Raw genomic sequence first — 14093 nt, forward strand, 5'->3', positions numbered from 1 at the left:
CGATCAACGTACGTCGACCGCCGAGCGTGCGGGGGCCGATTTCCCGGGGACGGCAGCCGCCTGCCGCGCGGGGCGCGAGGGCCACCAGGTGGCCTCGTTCAGCAGCAGCATCGCCGCCGGCAGCACCAGCACCCGGACGACGAACGCGTCGATCAGCACGGCCGCCGCCAGCACGAACCCGATCTGCTTCATCTCGATGATGTGCAGGAAGACGAAGCTGGCGAAGACGGTCGTCATCACGACCGCGGCGCTGGTCACCACGCTCGCCGAGGTGCGGATCCCGTCGAGCACCGCCTGCCGGGTGGGGACGCCGGCGGCGACCGCCTCCCTGATCCGGCTCACCACGAACACCTGGTAGTCCATCGACAGCCCGAAGAGGATGACGAAGAGGAACAGCGGCACCCGCGACCCGATGGACCCCGTGGAGTCGAAGTCCAGCAGCCCCTCGGCCCAGGTGCCCTGGAAGACCAGGACGAGCAGCCCGAGCGCCGCCGCGGCGGACAGCACGTTCAGCGCGACGCCGAGCAGGCCCAGCACCACCGAGCGGAAGGCGTACACGGTCATCGCGAACGTCACCAGCAGCAACGCGCCGAGGACCAGCGGGAGTTTGCCGTTCTGATGGGCCGGATAGTCGGCGTAGCGGGCGACGTCGCCGCTCACCCCGAACTCGGCGCCGTCGATCCGGGCCACGGTGGCGGGCAGATGGTCGTCGCGCAGCCGGTCCAGGGAGTCGTACGCCTGCTCGGAGTTGCCGAGGTACGGCACCTTCACCTCCAGGACGCTGGTCCGGCGGTCGGCCGAGGTCCGGATCCGTGAGGTGTCGGTGAACAGCGGGTCGGCGGCGGTGCGCCGGGCCACCTCGCGCAGCGCCGAGGTGACCTCCGCGCTCTTGGAGACGTCGGCGCGTACGACGACCTGGTGGGTCACCCGCAGCTCGGGGAACGCCTCGTTGAGCCGGTCGTACACCCGCATCGCGGGGATGTCACGGGAGTGCGTGTCCCGGCTCATCTCGGTGGTCTTCAGCCCGGCCAGGGGGACGACGAGGGCGAGCAGGGCGAGGACCGAGACGCCCAGGGTGGCCAGCGGGTGCCGGGCGGCGGGCCGCAGCAGCGCCCCCCATATCCGGCCGCCGCCTCCCTCCGCGCGCACCCGGCGGGCGGGCTTGCCCCGCCGCTCCCGCCGCTGTGCCCTGCGGTCCGCCCGCTTCCCGAGCTGGACGAGGAGCGCGGGCAACGCCGTCAGGGAACTGGCCACCGCGACCAGGACGACCACGATGGTGCCGGTCGCGAGCGAGGAGAAGATCACGTCGGAGGCCAGATACAGCGTCGCGGTGGAGGCGACGACCGCGAGCCCGGAGACCACGACCGCCCGCCCCGAGGTCGCCGCCGCCAGCTCCACCAGCGCGGCCGGGTCGAGCCGGCCGCCCGAGCGGGCCCGCTCCTCCCGTTCGCGCTTGAGGTAGAACAGCGTGTAGTCCACCCCGACCGCGAGGCCGATCATCAGGATGACGTTCGTGCCGACCCCGGTGTCGGGGGAGAGGTGCGAGACGACCATGGAGAGCCCGATCGCCGCCGCGATCGACGACAGCGCCAGCAGCAGCGGCACACCGGCCATCGTCACCGACCCGAACACCACCAGCAGCGTGATCAGCGTGACCGGAAGGGTGATCGCCTCGGACAGTGCCAGGTCGTCGCCGCGCTGCTTGTCGACACCCTTGCTGACGGAGGGACTTCCGGTCTCCTGGAGCAGCAGGCCGGGATGGCTCTTCTGCACCGCCTCGGTCTGTTCCAGGAGCGCGTCGACCTTGTCCTTCGCGTCCCGTTCCTCACCCTTGATCGCCACTTCGACCATGAGGACCGTACGGTCGGCGGAGAACAGCGGGGCGGCCACGCCCGCGACGTCGGGCAGCCGCTTCATCCGGGCGGTGAGGTCCGTCGCGGCGGCCCCGGCGGCGGCCGGGTCCAGAGCGCCCGACCTGGCGGAGATCAACACCTGCTCGGTGGGTCTGCGCTCCAGATGTGCCTCGGCGGCCAGGGCCTCGGCGCGGCCGGCCTCACCGACCCGGTAGTCCGCCGTCTTCGCGCTGTTCGTACCGACCGCGCTGCCGGCACCCAGACACAGCGCCACGAACACCAGCCAGCCGACGATCGCCCGCCAGGGGTGCCGCGCGCTCCAGCGCGCCATGCGCACAGAGAGTGTTTTCATGCCCAAAAGCCTGTCCGGGCAGGGCATTTGGGGGACAGAGGTGCTCGGTTGAACCTGGTGTCCACCGATCGGTGGACACCGGGCCGGGGGTTAGCCGCCGGTCCAGCCGCGCACGGGGCGCATGGCGCCGTCGTACACGGTCCGGTAGTCCGGGACGACGACACGTGCCGCCGGAGCGGCCTTCCCGACCTGGGCGAGGAACCCGTCCAGGTCCATCGCCGGGTCGCGGACCGGCGAACCGGCCAGCGGCACCTCGAAGTTGTCCCAGTGGACGGGGACGACGACACCGGGGGAGTCCAGCGCGCGCAGCAGACGGGGCACATAGCGGTGGGTGGCCGTACTGGACGGCACGGCGACCATCGCCAGGTCGGGCCGCAGGCCCCGTACCGCACGCTCGGAGAAGTCGCTGGCCCCCATGAGGAACGCCGAGGGCCCGCCGTCCCCGGCCGTCACCTGGAAGGCGAGGGTGTCGCCCTCCGGCAGGTCGGAGATGGTGCGCGGGGCGGTCGCGGGAGGGGCGTGCAGCGTGCCCGGGGCGAAGTAGGCGCACTTCTTGTTGCGGCTGTGCAGGCTCGGCACGGCCTCGACGACGATCCCGCCGAGGTCCAGCACCTCGCCGCCCTTCACCACGGAGATCTGTCCCGCGTCCACCCCGAGGGAGACCAGCAGGTGAAAGGTCGTCTCGGTGCCGACGACCCGGGCGCCGGTGGTTTTTGCGATGTGCGGCACGTCGGCGAGATGGTCCCAGTGGGAGTGGCTCACCAGTACGAGTTCGGGGCGCCCGATGTGCGCGTCCACGACCGACGGCCGGCTCCGCAGCGGGGTGCGGGGGTCGAAGGCGCCCTCGTACAGGCCGGTGCTGAAGCGGGTGAGGTACGGATCGAACAGTACGGTCCGGTCGCCGACGTCGATGCGCCAGCCGGCGGTGCCGAGCCAGCGCAACGACACCGCGTCGGCGGCGGGGCCACGCCGGCCCGGGGCAGCGGCGGAGGCGGTGGCGGCCGTGGCCGGGACCAGCGGGGCGGCGGCGCCGAGCGCGGCCCCGCGCAGCACCGTACGACGGTCGAGGCGGCGTCCGGAGGGCACGGGTCGTCCGTCCGGGGCATGTCTGTCCTGAGGCATGCCGTCAGCAGATCAGCGCGCCGACCCGGCTGTCCAAGACCGGACTGCGGCACCCTCCATAGGGAAACGCATATACGACCCGGTCACCGGCCGTCTCCGTCGCCCTCGCCGGCGCGGAGGAAATCGGCCGCGATCCCGGCGGCCCTGCCGATCGCGGCGTCCACCGTGGCCCGGGAGGCGGTCAGGTCGTGGGTGCGGGCGAAGACGGCGATCGCGTAGCAGGCGCCGTCGGGGTAGCGGGCGACGCCCGCCTCCATGTGCAGCCCCGGCAGGGTTCCGGTCTTGGCGGCGACCGTGACGTCGTCCGGGAAACCCGACACCAGCCGGTGCCGGAATACCTGGCGGCCCATCAAGTCCCGCACGAACGCGCAGGCCTGCGGCGGCCCGGCCGTATCGCTCCAGATCAGCCCGAGCAGCCGGGTGATCTCACGGGGTGTGCTCGCCGTGGTGTGGCGCGGATCCAGCACGGCGAGCCGTCTCTTGCGGTCGTCCGGCAGGGCCGGGTAGCGGACGGCGAACTCCCGCTCGTCGCGCGCCCCGACCTCCGCGAGCATGGACTCCAGCAGGTCCCGCGGCCCGCCCACGATCCGGGTCCGCTCCAGGCCGAGTTCCGCCGCGAGCAGCCGTACGGTGTCCAGGCCGACGCGGGCCAGCAGCAGGTCGGCCGCCGAGTTGTCGCTGACCGACATCGCGAAGTGGGCCAGGTCGCGCAGCGACAGCTCGACGTCGTCGAGACAGCCGGCGGTCCCCCAGCCACCGAGCCGGTCGGCCGCGGTGACCCGGACCCGCTCGCGCGGGTCGAGCTGACCGGCGACGACCTGCCGGGCGAACTCCAGCACCAGCAGCACCTTGAAGATCGAGGCGATCACGACCGGCTCGTCGGCGCCCACGGCGACCTCGCGGGCCCCCGGCCCCGCACCGGCCGTGGTGCGCGCGTGGACGGGCAGCGCGTGCAGCTGTCCCTCGGCGCCCGCCCCGGCGAACACCCGCCGGATCTGTTCGTCGATCACCGTTCCGCCCCCCTCGCGGCGGTCGTCACGTACGATCCCTGGTCGTGGATCTCCTACGCCACCTGCGTCTTTTCGTCACCGTAGCCGACGAGTTGCACTTCAGCCGGGCAGCCGAACGGCTGGGCATGGCCCAGCCACCGCTCAGCCAGGCGATCCGCAGACTGGAGAAGGAGCTGGGCGCGGAGCTGTTCGACCGCTCACAGCGCGGCGTCCGGTTGAGTGCCGCCGGGGCGGTGCTGCTGGAGGAGGCCCACGACCTCCTCGCCCGGGAGGAACGGCTGCGCACCCTGGCCCGCCGCGCCGGCGACGGTGGCCTCGGCGCCCTCCGCGCGGGCGTACCGCCCGACACCACGGCCGCCGTGCTGTCCGCGCTGCTCTCCGCCTGCGCCGAGCACGCTCCGGGGCTCACCGTCGACCTCCAGGAGGTCACCACCGAGGAGCAGCTGCGGCTGCTGGCCTCCGGCGGCCTGGACGTCGGACTGGTGCACCACCCCGTCGACGCCACCGAACTGCGGCTCGGCCCCGCCGTCTCACTGGACCTCGGTGTCGTCCTGCCGCGCACCTCGGCGCCGGCCCGGCTGTCGGAGGTGACGCTCGGCGAGCTGTCCGGCCACGACCTGGTGCTCTTCCCCCGCGCGCACGCGCCCGGCTGGTACGACCGGATCCTTGAGGTGTGCCGCGCCGAGGGTTTCGTCCCCGGCCGCCTGCGTCACGCGTCCAACCCCGAGTTCCTGCTCGCGCTGGTGACGGCGGGTCACGGGGTGGCCTTCGACCAGGGGCCGGTGGCCCGCAAGGAGCCGCGCGTCGCCTGGCGGCCCCTGGCCGGCCGCCCCCTCACCCTGCGCGTCGGCGGCGCCTGGCCCGCCGGCCGAGGCGCCCACCCGGCCGCCCGCCGCTTCGCGGAACTCGCGGCCGAGGTCCTGGCCCGCGACCACACCGCGACATCGCGGCGCGCGGGCGACCCCGGCCCGACGGACGACCCGCCGCGCCCGTGGTCGGTGGTGTACGGCTAGGCACTGGCGGGGAGGCCGAACGGAAGCAACCGCTCACTGCCACTTGATCGTCCTTACCCCGGGGAACCGCGACCGCACGGATGACTGCGGCCGCGTCGACGAGCGTGAGCGGCGGGGGCCGAACCGTGCTGGGATTCTTGACACAGCTGATCACTCTCTTCCTGCTGCCGGCCGGGATCATTCCGTACCGGGTGTGGGTGCTCAGCCGCGATCCGTCCCGGCCGGCCCGCTGGGCGGTGATCGGCCTCTACGCGGCGGCGATCGGCTACGCGGGCGCCGTGGCGTACGGGTTCGCCTTCACCGATCCGACGGCGGTGTGCGGCTCGACGACCCTCGACAACGACTTTCCGCTGGTCAGCGTGACCGTGGACGCCTTCCCGCCCGAGGTCGCCTGCGAGACGACCGACGGGCACGGGCCGATGCGCCGCACCGCCCCGAGCGCGTGGATCATGTGGGCGGGTGTCGCCGTGGCGGTCGGGGCCCTGTCCGTGCTCCTGCTGCGCAGGCAGTCGCGGGTGTCCTCCGAGGTACGGGCCGGAGCCATCTGGTCACCGCTCCTGTGCGCCGCGTTCTGGGTGGTCGGGGTCGACCCCGTGCTGGAACTGTCCCGCACCGATCTCCACGACGAGTGCGTGAGGGCCAAGACGATCCCCCCGGAGACGAAGCTGATCCACATCGAGGTCCTGGACATCGACAGAACCGTCTTCCCGCCGTCCATCACCTGCACGTACCCCGACGGCGAGACGGACCTGCTCCGCATCTCGGGGACCGGTGTACTCCTCAGCGGCGCCGCGTCGGTGGTGTTCGCGGGGGCCGCCGTCCACCAGGTGCGCAGGGCGGGGCGGCCCGGGACCGGACGTGAGGAGCCGGCGCGTTGAACGACTTCGCCGCTTCCACCGCGACGGCCACCGCCGCTTCCTGCCCCGGAGCACCGCACTGGACGTGACCGAGACGGTCATGGACTTCTTCGCACCCCGACCATCAGGAGGATCACGATGACCTCGTTACCCTGCCACGGCCACCCGACCGGCGATCTCACCAGGCGTCGTCTGGGCCGGATCGCCGCAGCAGGCCTCGTCGCCGGTGTCGCCACGGCGGGTCCCGCCCCGTCGGCGGTGGCGGCCGGAGCGGGCGGGCAGGCGCACTACGACCGTGCCCGCAGGCTCGCCGGGAACGACCCGGTCCTCACCGCCCTGGTGCGGTCGCTGACCCCCGGCTTCGAGTTCCCCCGCCCGGCCGCGCCGGCGCCGATCAGGCTCTTCGACGACCTCGTCATGATCAGTGTCGGCTGGGTCTCCGCGATGGCGGTGCTGACCGACGACGGGATCGTCCTGATCGACGCGCTCACCTCCGCCGCGGAGGCCGAGAACGTCCTCGTCCCCGGGCTGCGGGAGGTGGGCGCCGATCCGGAGACGATCAAATACGTCGTCGTCACCCACGGCCACGCGGACCACTTCGGAGGCGCGCGGTACCTCGCCGAAGCCCACGGGGCGCGGGTGCTGATGTCCCCGGCGGACTGGGACCTGGTCGCCCGCACCGGGCCGGCCGACGCCCCCGCCCGGGACCTGGACATCGCGGACGGGCAACCGCTCACCCTCGGCGGCACGACCATCCAGCTGCACCACACTCCCGGCCACACACCGGGCACCGTCTCGCCGGTCATCCCGGTGCGGGCGGGCCGCGAGCGGCACACGGCCATGCTGTGGGGCGGCACCAACCCGCCCGCCACGCCCGCGGAACTGCGCGCCTACCTGGCGTCCATCCAGTCCTTCAGCGCGCGGATGCGACAGGCGAAGGTGGACGTGGAGCTGTCCAACCACCCCAACGACCACGGCCTCCAGCGCGCCGAGCAGCTCCGCGCCGACCCGGACGGACCGAACCCCTTCGTCCTCGGCCGACCGCGGGCGCAGCGCTACATGGCGGTACTGGACTCCATGCTGCGCGGACGGCTCGCCGACGCCGAAGCGGATGAGGGGCGGGGCTGAGCGGGCACCCGGCGCTGAGGAATCCCGTACGACGCGGGTATGCGGCGCTGAGGAACCCGTACGACGCGGGTACCCGGCGGTTGAGGAACCCGTACGACGCGCGGTACTCGACGCTCGAGGAACCGTTCGGCGGTGAAGTGGCGCCATGCAGACGTTCCTGCCCTACCCCGATTTCCGGGAGTCGGCGTCGGTCCTGGACCGACGCCGACTCGGCAAGCAGCGGGTCGAGGCCTTGCAGGTGCTGCGCGGCCTCACCCGGCCGGGGTACGGATGGCGCCGGCATCCGGCCGTACGGATGTGGGCGGGATACGAGGAGGCGCTGGTCCGGTACGGTCTGGAGGTCTGCCGGGTGTGGCGTGAACAGGGGCACCAGGACAGCTGCGCGGCCACCCTCGTCGCCGACCTCGAAGCGTTCCGCCCCCACACACCGCTGCGTGACCAGCCGCTGCTGGCGGCCGCCGGGGAACTGCCGCCCTGGCTCGGCGAGGAAGCCTTCCACCGCAGCCACCGCTCGGCACTGGTCCGCAAGGACCCGACGACCTACGCCCCGCTCTTCCCCGGCGTCCCGGACGACCTGCCGTACGTCTGGCCGCCCTCGGACCGTCCTTCGCCCTCCTGACGTTCCTCGCCCCGCGGCGCACCGGCCGGGGATCCGAGTCGGCCGACGGCCCGGCAAAACCCCCGACTTTGGCATAGGACAAAGTGTAGGGTGGGTGCCGGAGGTGGTGAGGTGCGGATCAGCGGAACGACCGCGGCGGAGATCGCGAGCAGTGTGCGCGACCAGGTCGCCGCGGGTGAGCTGGCGCCGCGGACGGTGCTGCCGCCCGTGCGGGCGCTCGCCGCCGAGCTGGGAGTCAACCGGAACACGGTCGCCCTCGCGTACCGGCGGCTCGTCGAGGCCGGGGTGGCCGAGACACGGGGCCGCGGCGGCACGGTGATCGCGGCGGTGCCGCAGCTCGCCCGCGAGGGGTCCGGCGTCAGCGGCGACGCCGTCGACCTGGCCGGCGGCAACCCCGACCCGGAGCTGCTGCCCGACATCCTGGCCGCGGCCCGCCGGGGGGACTACCGCCCACCCCTGTACGGCGCGCCCGCCGTCGACGCGGGGCTGGCCGAGTGGGCCTCCGCCGACTTCGCCGAGGACATCGAGCAGCCGTTCCGCACACTGGTGGCGCACGGAGCGGTCGACGCCACCGAACGCATCCTGAACGCCCACCTCGCCCGCGGCGACCTGGTGGCCCTGGAGGACCCCTGCTTCCTGGCGAGCATCGGCACGCTGCGGCTGAACGGCTACCGGTCGGCCCCGGTCCCGGTGGACGGCGCCGGCATGCGGCCCGACGCCCTGCGGGACGCCCTGGAGGCCGGTGCCCGCGCGGTCGTCTGCACACCCCGCGCCCACAACCCGACCGGTGCGAGCCTCACCGCGCAGCGCGCGGCCGATCTGCGCGCGATCCTCGCCGACCACCCCCAGGTCCTGGTGATCGAGGACGACCACTTCTCGGCGGTCTCGGCACGGCCGTACCACCGGATCACCCCTGCGGCCACCGCGCGCTGGGCGCTGGTGCGGTCCCTGTCCAAGTTCCTCGGCCCGGACCTGCGCCTCGCCCTCGTCGCCGCCGACGCGGAGACCACCGCACGCCTGGAGGCGCGGTTGAGCGCCGGCACCACCTGGGTCAGCCGGCTGCTCCAGCACACGGCCCGCGAAATGCTCCTCGACCCGGGCGTCCATGAACTCCACGAACGGGCCCGCGCGGCCTACGCACACCGCAGCGGCCTGCTCGTCGAACGGCTGCACGCCCACGGCATCGAGGTGCCCGACCGGCCCGACGGGCTGAACGTATGGGTCGAACTCGACGTCGACGCCCGGTCGGTGGTCGAGAACCTCGCCCGGCGGGGCTGGGCGGTGCGGCCCGGCCACCTCTTCGTCCGCGACCCGTCCACCCACCTGGGCGCCATCCGGGTCACCAGCTCCACCCTCACCGCACCGCAGGCCGAGGCGTTCGCCGCCGAACTCGCCGCGGTCGTGGCGGAACTGCGCGCGGCGAGCGGCTGACCGGCCCCCCTCTCCCGCCCGAAGAAGCAATGAAGCACCTTGCAGCCTCTTGAGGAGCCGTCATGTTCCGTGGTCTCAGCGCCTTCCCCCTCACCCCCACCGACGAGCACGGCGTCGACGAGACGGCGTACGCCGCGCTCGTCGCCCGCCTCGCGGCCGCCGGCGTGGACTCCATCGGCGCGCTCGGCTCCACCGGCGGCTACGCCTACCTCACCCGCGAGCAGCGCGCGCACGCCGTGCGGATCGCGGTCGAGGCCGCCGACGGCGTGCCCGTCATGGTCGGCATCGGCGCGCTGCGCACCTCGCACGTCCTGGCGCTGGCCGAGGACGCGCAGAAGGCCGGCGCCGCCGCGGTGCTGCTCGCCCCGATGACGTATCAGCCGCTCACCGACGACGAGGTGTTCGGGCTGTACGAGGACGTCACCCGCGAGCTGTCCGTACCGCTGTGCGTCTACGACAACCCCGCCACCACACGGGTGCGCTTCACCGACGAACTGCACGGCCGGATCGCCCGGCTGCCGAACGTCGGCTCGATCAAGATCCCCGGTGTGCCCGACGACCCGGCCGGGGCCCGGGCCCGCGTCGACGCGCTGCGGGCGCTGGTCCCCGGGACGGTCACCGTCGGGGTGAGCGGCGACTGGACGGCCGCCCGGGGTCTGACCGCCGGGTGCGACGTCTGGTACTCGGTCGTCGGCGGCATGTTCCCGCGCACCGCTCTCGCCCTCACCCGCGCCGCGCAGGCCGGTGACGCGGGCCGGGCCACGGACCTGTCCGACGCGCTCGAGCCGCTGTGGGAGCTGTTCCGCCGCCACGGCAGCCTGCGCGTCGTGTCCGCCGCCGCGTCCCACCTCGGCCTGGCGGGGGAGCCGAACCTGCCTCGGCCCCTGCGCGGACTCGACGAGGGCGCGCGTCGGGACGTCGTCGCCGTGCTGGACGCCCTCGGGCTCACCGCCTGAACGCGCGCGCCATGAACCGACAACGGATCGCGTCCGCGACCCACGCGGCGAGCGGGCCGCCCTCGCCGCCCGACGGCCAGGGCGGCGTGGGTGGCCTGGTGCGCTACGTCGTCGCCGCGGCCCTGGCCCGCACCGCCGACGGGGGAGCGGTCGTCGCCGTCGTCCTGCTCGTCACCTCGTCGGGCGGCTCGGGCGCGCTCGCGGGTGCGCTGGCCGCGTGCGTCACCGCACCGCATCTCCTCGGCCCCTTCGTCGCCCGCCCGCTGGACCTCGCGCACGATGGCCGCAAGGTCATCGCGGCGGCCTGTCTGCTGTACGCCACCGCGCTGACCGCGGGCGTCCTGACGTACGCCCGGACGCCCGCCCCGCTGACGGGGTTGCTGCTGGCCGTCGCCGGCACCTGCGGGCCCCTGCTGACCGGCGGCATCAGCAGCCGGCTGCCCGCCCTCGTCGGACCACGACCGCGCAGCCTGCGCCGGGCACAGGGCTGGGACGTGGCCACGTACGGTATCGGCGGCACCGTGGGCCCGTCCCTGGTGGCGGCCCTGTCGGGCTGGGCCTCGCCCGGCGCCGCCGCCCTCGCGCTCGCGGGCGGCGCCGGTGTCGCGGCGGGGTGTGTGCTCCTGCTGCCCCACGTGCCCGCGGCCCACGGCGGGGACCGGGCGGCGATCCCCAAGCCGGGGCCCACGCTGGCGCTCGTGGTCCGCACCGGCCGTCTGCGGCGCACCGTCTACCTGACCATGATCGTCGCGCTCGCCGTCGCCGCGCTGCCGATCACCGCGGTGCACATGACGCGGACGCTGGGCATCGACGCCTCCACCGCCGCGGTGCTGACCGCCGCCTACGGACTGGGCAACCTGGCCGGCTCCGCGGCCGTCATGGTCTTCCCGCCCACCGGTGACCCCGACCGCCTCATGCGCCGCCTCGCCCTCGGGGTCGTCGCCGGACTCGGCACGGTCGCCGCGAGTCACGTCTTCGCCCTGTCCGTGGCGGCGTACGCGCTGACGGGCGCCCTCAACGCCCTCTTCTTCGCCGCCACCCTCGCCGCCCGCACCGAGTACGCGCCCGCCACGGCCCGCGCCCAGGTCTTCATCTGGGTGGCGGCCCTGAAGATCACGTCGGGGTCCGCGGGCACCGCCCTCGCCGGCTCCCTCACCGGCCTCGACGCACGTCTGCCCCTCCTCCTCGGCATCGCCGCGATCACGGCGGCCGTCCTGGCGGCGACGCTCGAGGAACGGGCGGCCGGGAGCCTGACGGGTGCCGCACGGGCGCCCGGCGACCGCCCCTGAGAAGGCCCTGGTCCACCGCCACCGGTCTGGGCGGCCGCGCCGCCGCCGAGGAGCTGCGGGCCCTGCTCACCCCGCACCGAGAACCGACCGCCGTGCACTGCGTGGGTCCGGCGGATCCCCGGGTCACCGCCCGAGGCGGAAGCGGAATGCGGCGGCCGTGGCGCGCGGCGAGAGCTAGGATCCGGGCCATGGCCCTGACCATGAACGACCTGGACCGCTTCGAGGCCTCCAGGCCCCGCCTGGAGGCCATCGCCTACCGCCTCCTCGGCTCCGCCGGCGAGGCCGAGGACGCCGTGCAGGAGACGTTCCTGCGCTGGCAGGCCGCCGACCTCGACCACATCGAGGTGCCCGAGGCCTGGCTGACGAAGGTCCTCACCAACCTGTGCCTCAACCAGCTCTCCTCCGCCCGCGCGCGGCGCGAGACCTATGTGGGCCAATGGCTGCCGGAGCCGCTGCTCGCCGGCGACCCGATGCTCGGCCCGGCCGACACCGCCGAACAGCGCGAATCGGTCTCGTACGCCGTCCTCGTCCTGCTGGAGCGGCTGTCCCCCAACGAGCGGGCGGTGTACGTCCTGCGGGAGGCCTTCGACTACCCGCACCGGGAGATCGCCGAGATCCTCGGCATCACCGAGGCCGCCAGCCAGCAGATCCTGCACCGCGCCAAGAAGCACGTCGCGGACGGCAGGGCCCGCACCGAGATCGACGAGGCCGCCGCCCGGCGGGTCGTCGAGGAGTTCCTCGCGGCCGCCACCAGCGGCCGGACCGAGCCGCTCGTGCAGCTGCTCACCCAGGACGCCATCTCGATCGGTGACGGCGGCGGGAAGGTCCCGGCCCGCGCCAAGGCGTTCGAGGGCGCCCTCGCGGTCGCGACGTTCCTGCGGGGCCTGTTCAAACCGGGCAAGGCCAAGCGCGCGCTGATCGGCGGCTCGCCCGACGTGTACGCCACGACCGCCAACGGCGAGCCGGCCGTGGTGGTGGTCGTCGACGGCCGGATCGTCGGCGTCATGTGCCTGGAGGTCACCGCCGAGGGCATCACCGCCGTCCGCAGCCAGGTCAACCCCGACAAGCTCGAACGGGCGACCCGGCACTGGGCGTCCGCCGACCACGGCGCCCCCCTGCTCCACGGCGCCTTCTGAACGAGCCCCACCAGATGTGATCTGCTTCACACCGGATTCCTGTCAGGAAACGAGGGTCCGCCCGGTTCAAGGGGCGGAACAGCGCACCACCTAAGGCGGACCCGCGCAGACAGGAGCAGCGAAATGCAGCACCGCATCATCGTCCTCGGAGCTGGATACACCGGAGCCGTCGCCGCCGGGCGCCTCGCGAAGCGGCTGCACCGCGAGGACGTCACCATCACCCTCGTCAACGCCGATCCCGACTTCGTGGAGCGGGTCCGGCTGCACCAGCTCGCCGTCGGCCAGGACCTCAGGCCCCGGCCCTTCAGCGAGATGTTCGCGGGCACCGGCGTCGCACTGAGGCTCGCGAAGGTCACCGCCGTCGACGTCGACCGCCGGACCGTCTCCGTCCGCGACGCCGACGGCGCCGAGGAACTGGAGTACGACACCCTCGTGTACGCCCTCGGCAGCGGCTGGAACGACCAGGGTGTCCCGGGCACCGCCGAGCACGCCCACGAGATCGCCGGCCGCCCCGGAGCGCTGCGGCTGCGCGAGCGCCTGGCCCGCCTGGAGGCCGGACAGCCCGTGGTCGTGGTCGGCGGCGGCCTCACCGGCCTGGAGGCCGCGACGGAGATCGCCGAAACCCGCCCGGACCTCGACGTGGCCCTCGCCGCCCGCGGCGCCCTCGGCGACTGGCTCTCGGACAAGGGCCGCCGGCACCTGCGGAAGGTCTTCGACACCCTCGGCATCACCGTCCACGAGCACGCCGCCGTCACCGCGGTCGAGGCCGACCGCGTCATCACCGCCGAAGGCGGCACGATCCCCGCCGCGGTCACCGTGTGGACCACCGGGTTCGCCGTCCACCCGATCGCGCGGGCCACCACCCTGGAGGTCACCGACAGCGGCCAGATCGTCGTCGACCGGACCATGCGCTCGGTGTCGCACCCGGAGGTGTACGCCGTCGGTGACGCGGCCATGGTGAAGGGCCCCGGCGACAAGCCGCTGCGGATGTCCTGCGCCTCGGGCGTTCCCGCCGCGTGGCAGGCCGCCGACGCCATCGCGGCCCGCCTGACCGCCGGAAAGCTGCCGAACGTGCCGCTCCGCTACTTCAACCAGTGCATCTCGCTGGGCCGCAGGGACGGCCTGATCCAGTACGTCACCGCCGACGACCGCGCCGTCCGCGCCGCCCTCACCGGACGGCTCGCCGCCGCCTACAAGGAACTGATCTGCAAGGGCGCGGCCTGGGGCGTCGCCAACCCGCTGCTCCTGCCGACCCGCCGCCGCCACGTCGTACGCCGGCCCGCCCCCGAGGCCAGGATGTCAGCCTGACCGACCCATGTGAAGCGGG

12 protein-coding genes are annotated in these 14093 nt (G+C 73.9%); 9 read left to right on the top strand and 3 right to left on the bottom strand.

The features are described 5' to 3' along the window. Positions 1–3: 3 nt before the first annotated feature. The 3 genes from ALMP_RS27895 to ALMP_RS27905 form a co-directional block, all read right to left on the bottom strand. Positions 4–2205: an MMPL family transporter gene (locus tag ALMP_RS27895; RefSeq protein WP_264933205.1), complete on the bottom strand. Its 2202-nt coding sequence runs from the start codon at positions 2203–2205 to the stop codon at positions 4–6. Between the two features lie 90 nt (positions 2206–2295). Then, positions 2296–3327 (bottom strand): MBL fold metallo-hydrolase, encoded by a 1032-nt coding sequence (locus ALMP_RS27900; RefSeq protein ID WP_264933207.1) that lies wholly within the window; start codon positions 3325–3327, stop codon positions 2296–2298. A gap of 83 nt (positions 3328–3410) precedes the next feature. Next, positions 3411–4337, bottom strand: coding sequence for a serine hydrolase (locus ALMP_RS27905; protein ID WP_264933209.1), 927 nt, complete (start codon positions 4335–4337; stop codon positions 3411–3413). Between the two features lie 44 nt (positions 4338–4381). Here ALMP_RS27905 and ALMP_RS27910 point away from each other — a divergent pair, with 44 nt between their 5' ends. The 9 genes from ALMP_RS27910 (at position 4382) to ALMP_RS27950 (ending at position 14074) form a co-directional block, all read left to right on the top strand. Further along, complete coding sequence (locus ALMP_RS27910; protein ID WP_264933211.1) at positions 4382–5350, top strand: LysR family transcriptional regulator; 969 nt, start codon at positions 4382–4384, stop codon at positions 5348–5350. A 137-nt stretch (positions 5351–5487) separates the two neighbouring features. Continuing rightward, entirely contained in the window at positions 5488–6228 is a 741-nt protein-coding gene (locus tag ALMP_RS27915; RefSeq protein ID WP_264933213.1) for a hypothetical protein, read from the top strand. Positions 6229–6345: 117 nt separating this feature from the next. Next, complete coding sequence (locus ALMP_RS27920; protein WP_264933215.1) at positions 6346–7335, top strand: MBL fold metallo-hydrolase; 990 nt, start codon at positions 6346–6348, stop codon at positions 7333–7335. A gap of 145 nt (positions 7336–7480) precedes the next feature. Next, complete coding sequence (locus ALMP_RS27925; RefSeq protein WP_264933217.1) at positions 7481–7954, top strand: MSMEG_6728 family protein; 474 nt, start codon at positions 7481–7483, stop codon at positions 7952–7954. A gap of 111 nt (positions 7955–8065) precedes the next feature. Then, entirely contained in the window at positions 8066–9385 is a 1320-nt protein-coding gene (locus tag ALMP_RS27930; protein WP_264933219.1) for an aminotransferase class I/II-fold pyridoxal phosphate-dependent enzyme, read from the top strand. A gap of 62 nt (positions 9386–9447) precedes the next feature. Further along, positions 9448–10341 (top strand): dihydrodipicolinate synthase family protein, encoded by an 894-nt coding sequence (locus tag ALMP_RS27935; protein WP_264933221.1) that lies wholly within the window; start codon positions 9448–9450, stop codon positions 10339–10341. Between the two features lie 11 nt (positions 10342–10352). Then, positions 10353–11630, top strand: coding sequence for an MFS transporter (locus ALMP_RS27940; RefSeq protein ID WP_264933223.1), 1278 nt, complete (start codon positions 10353–10355; stop codon positions 11628–11630). Positions 11631–11818: 188 nt separating this feature from the next. Further along, the gene (locus ALMP_RS27945; RefSeq protein ID WP_264933225.1) at positions 11819–12766 is read left to right on the top strand and encodes an RNA polymerase sigma-70 factor; all 948 of its coding nucleotides are present in this window, start codon (positions 11819–11821) and stop codon (positions 12764–12766) included. A 123-nt stretch (positions 12767–12889) separates the two neighbouring features. Next, positions 12890–14074, top strand: coding sequence for an NAD(P)/FAD-dependent oxidoreductase (locus ALMP_RS27950; RefSeq protein WP_264933227.1), 1185 nt, complete (start codon positions 12890–12892; stop codon positions 14072–14074). Positions 14075–14093: the final 19 nt, after the last annotated feature.

Origin of the sequence: Streptomyces sp. A012304 (assembly GCF_026008495.1) — a bacterium.
Classification (GTDB): Bacteria; Actinomycetota; Actinomycetes; order Streptomycetales; family Streptomycetaceae; genus Streptomyces.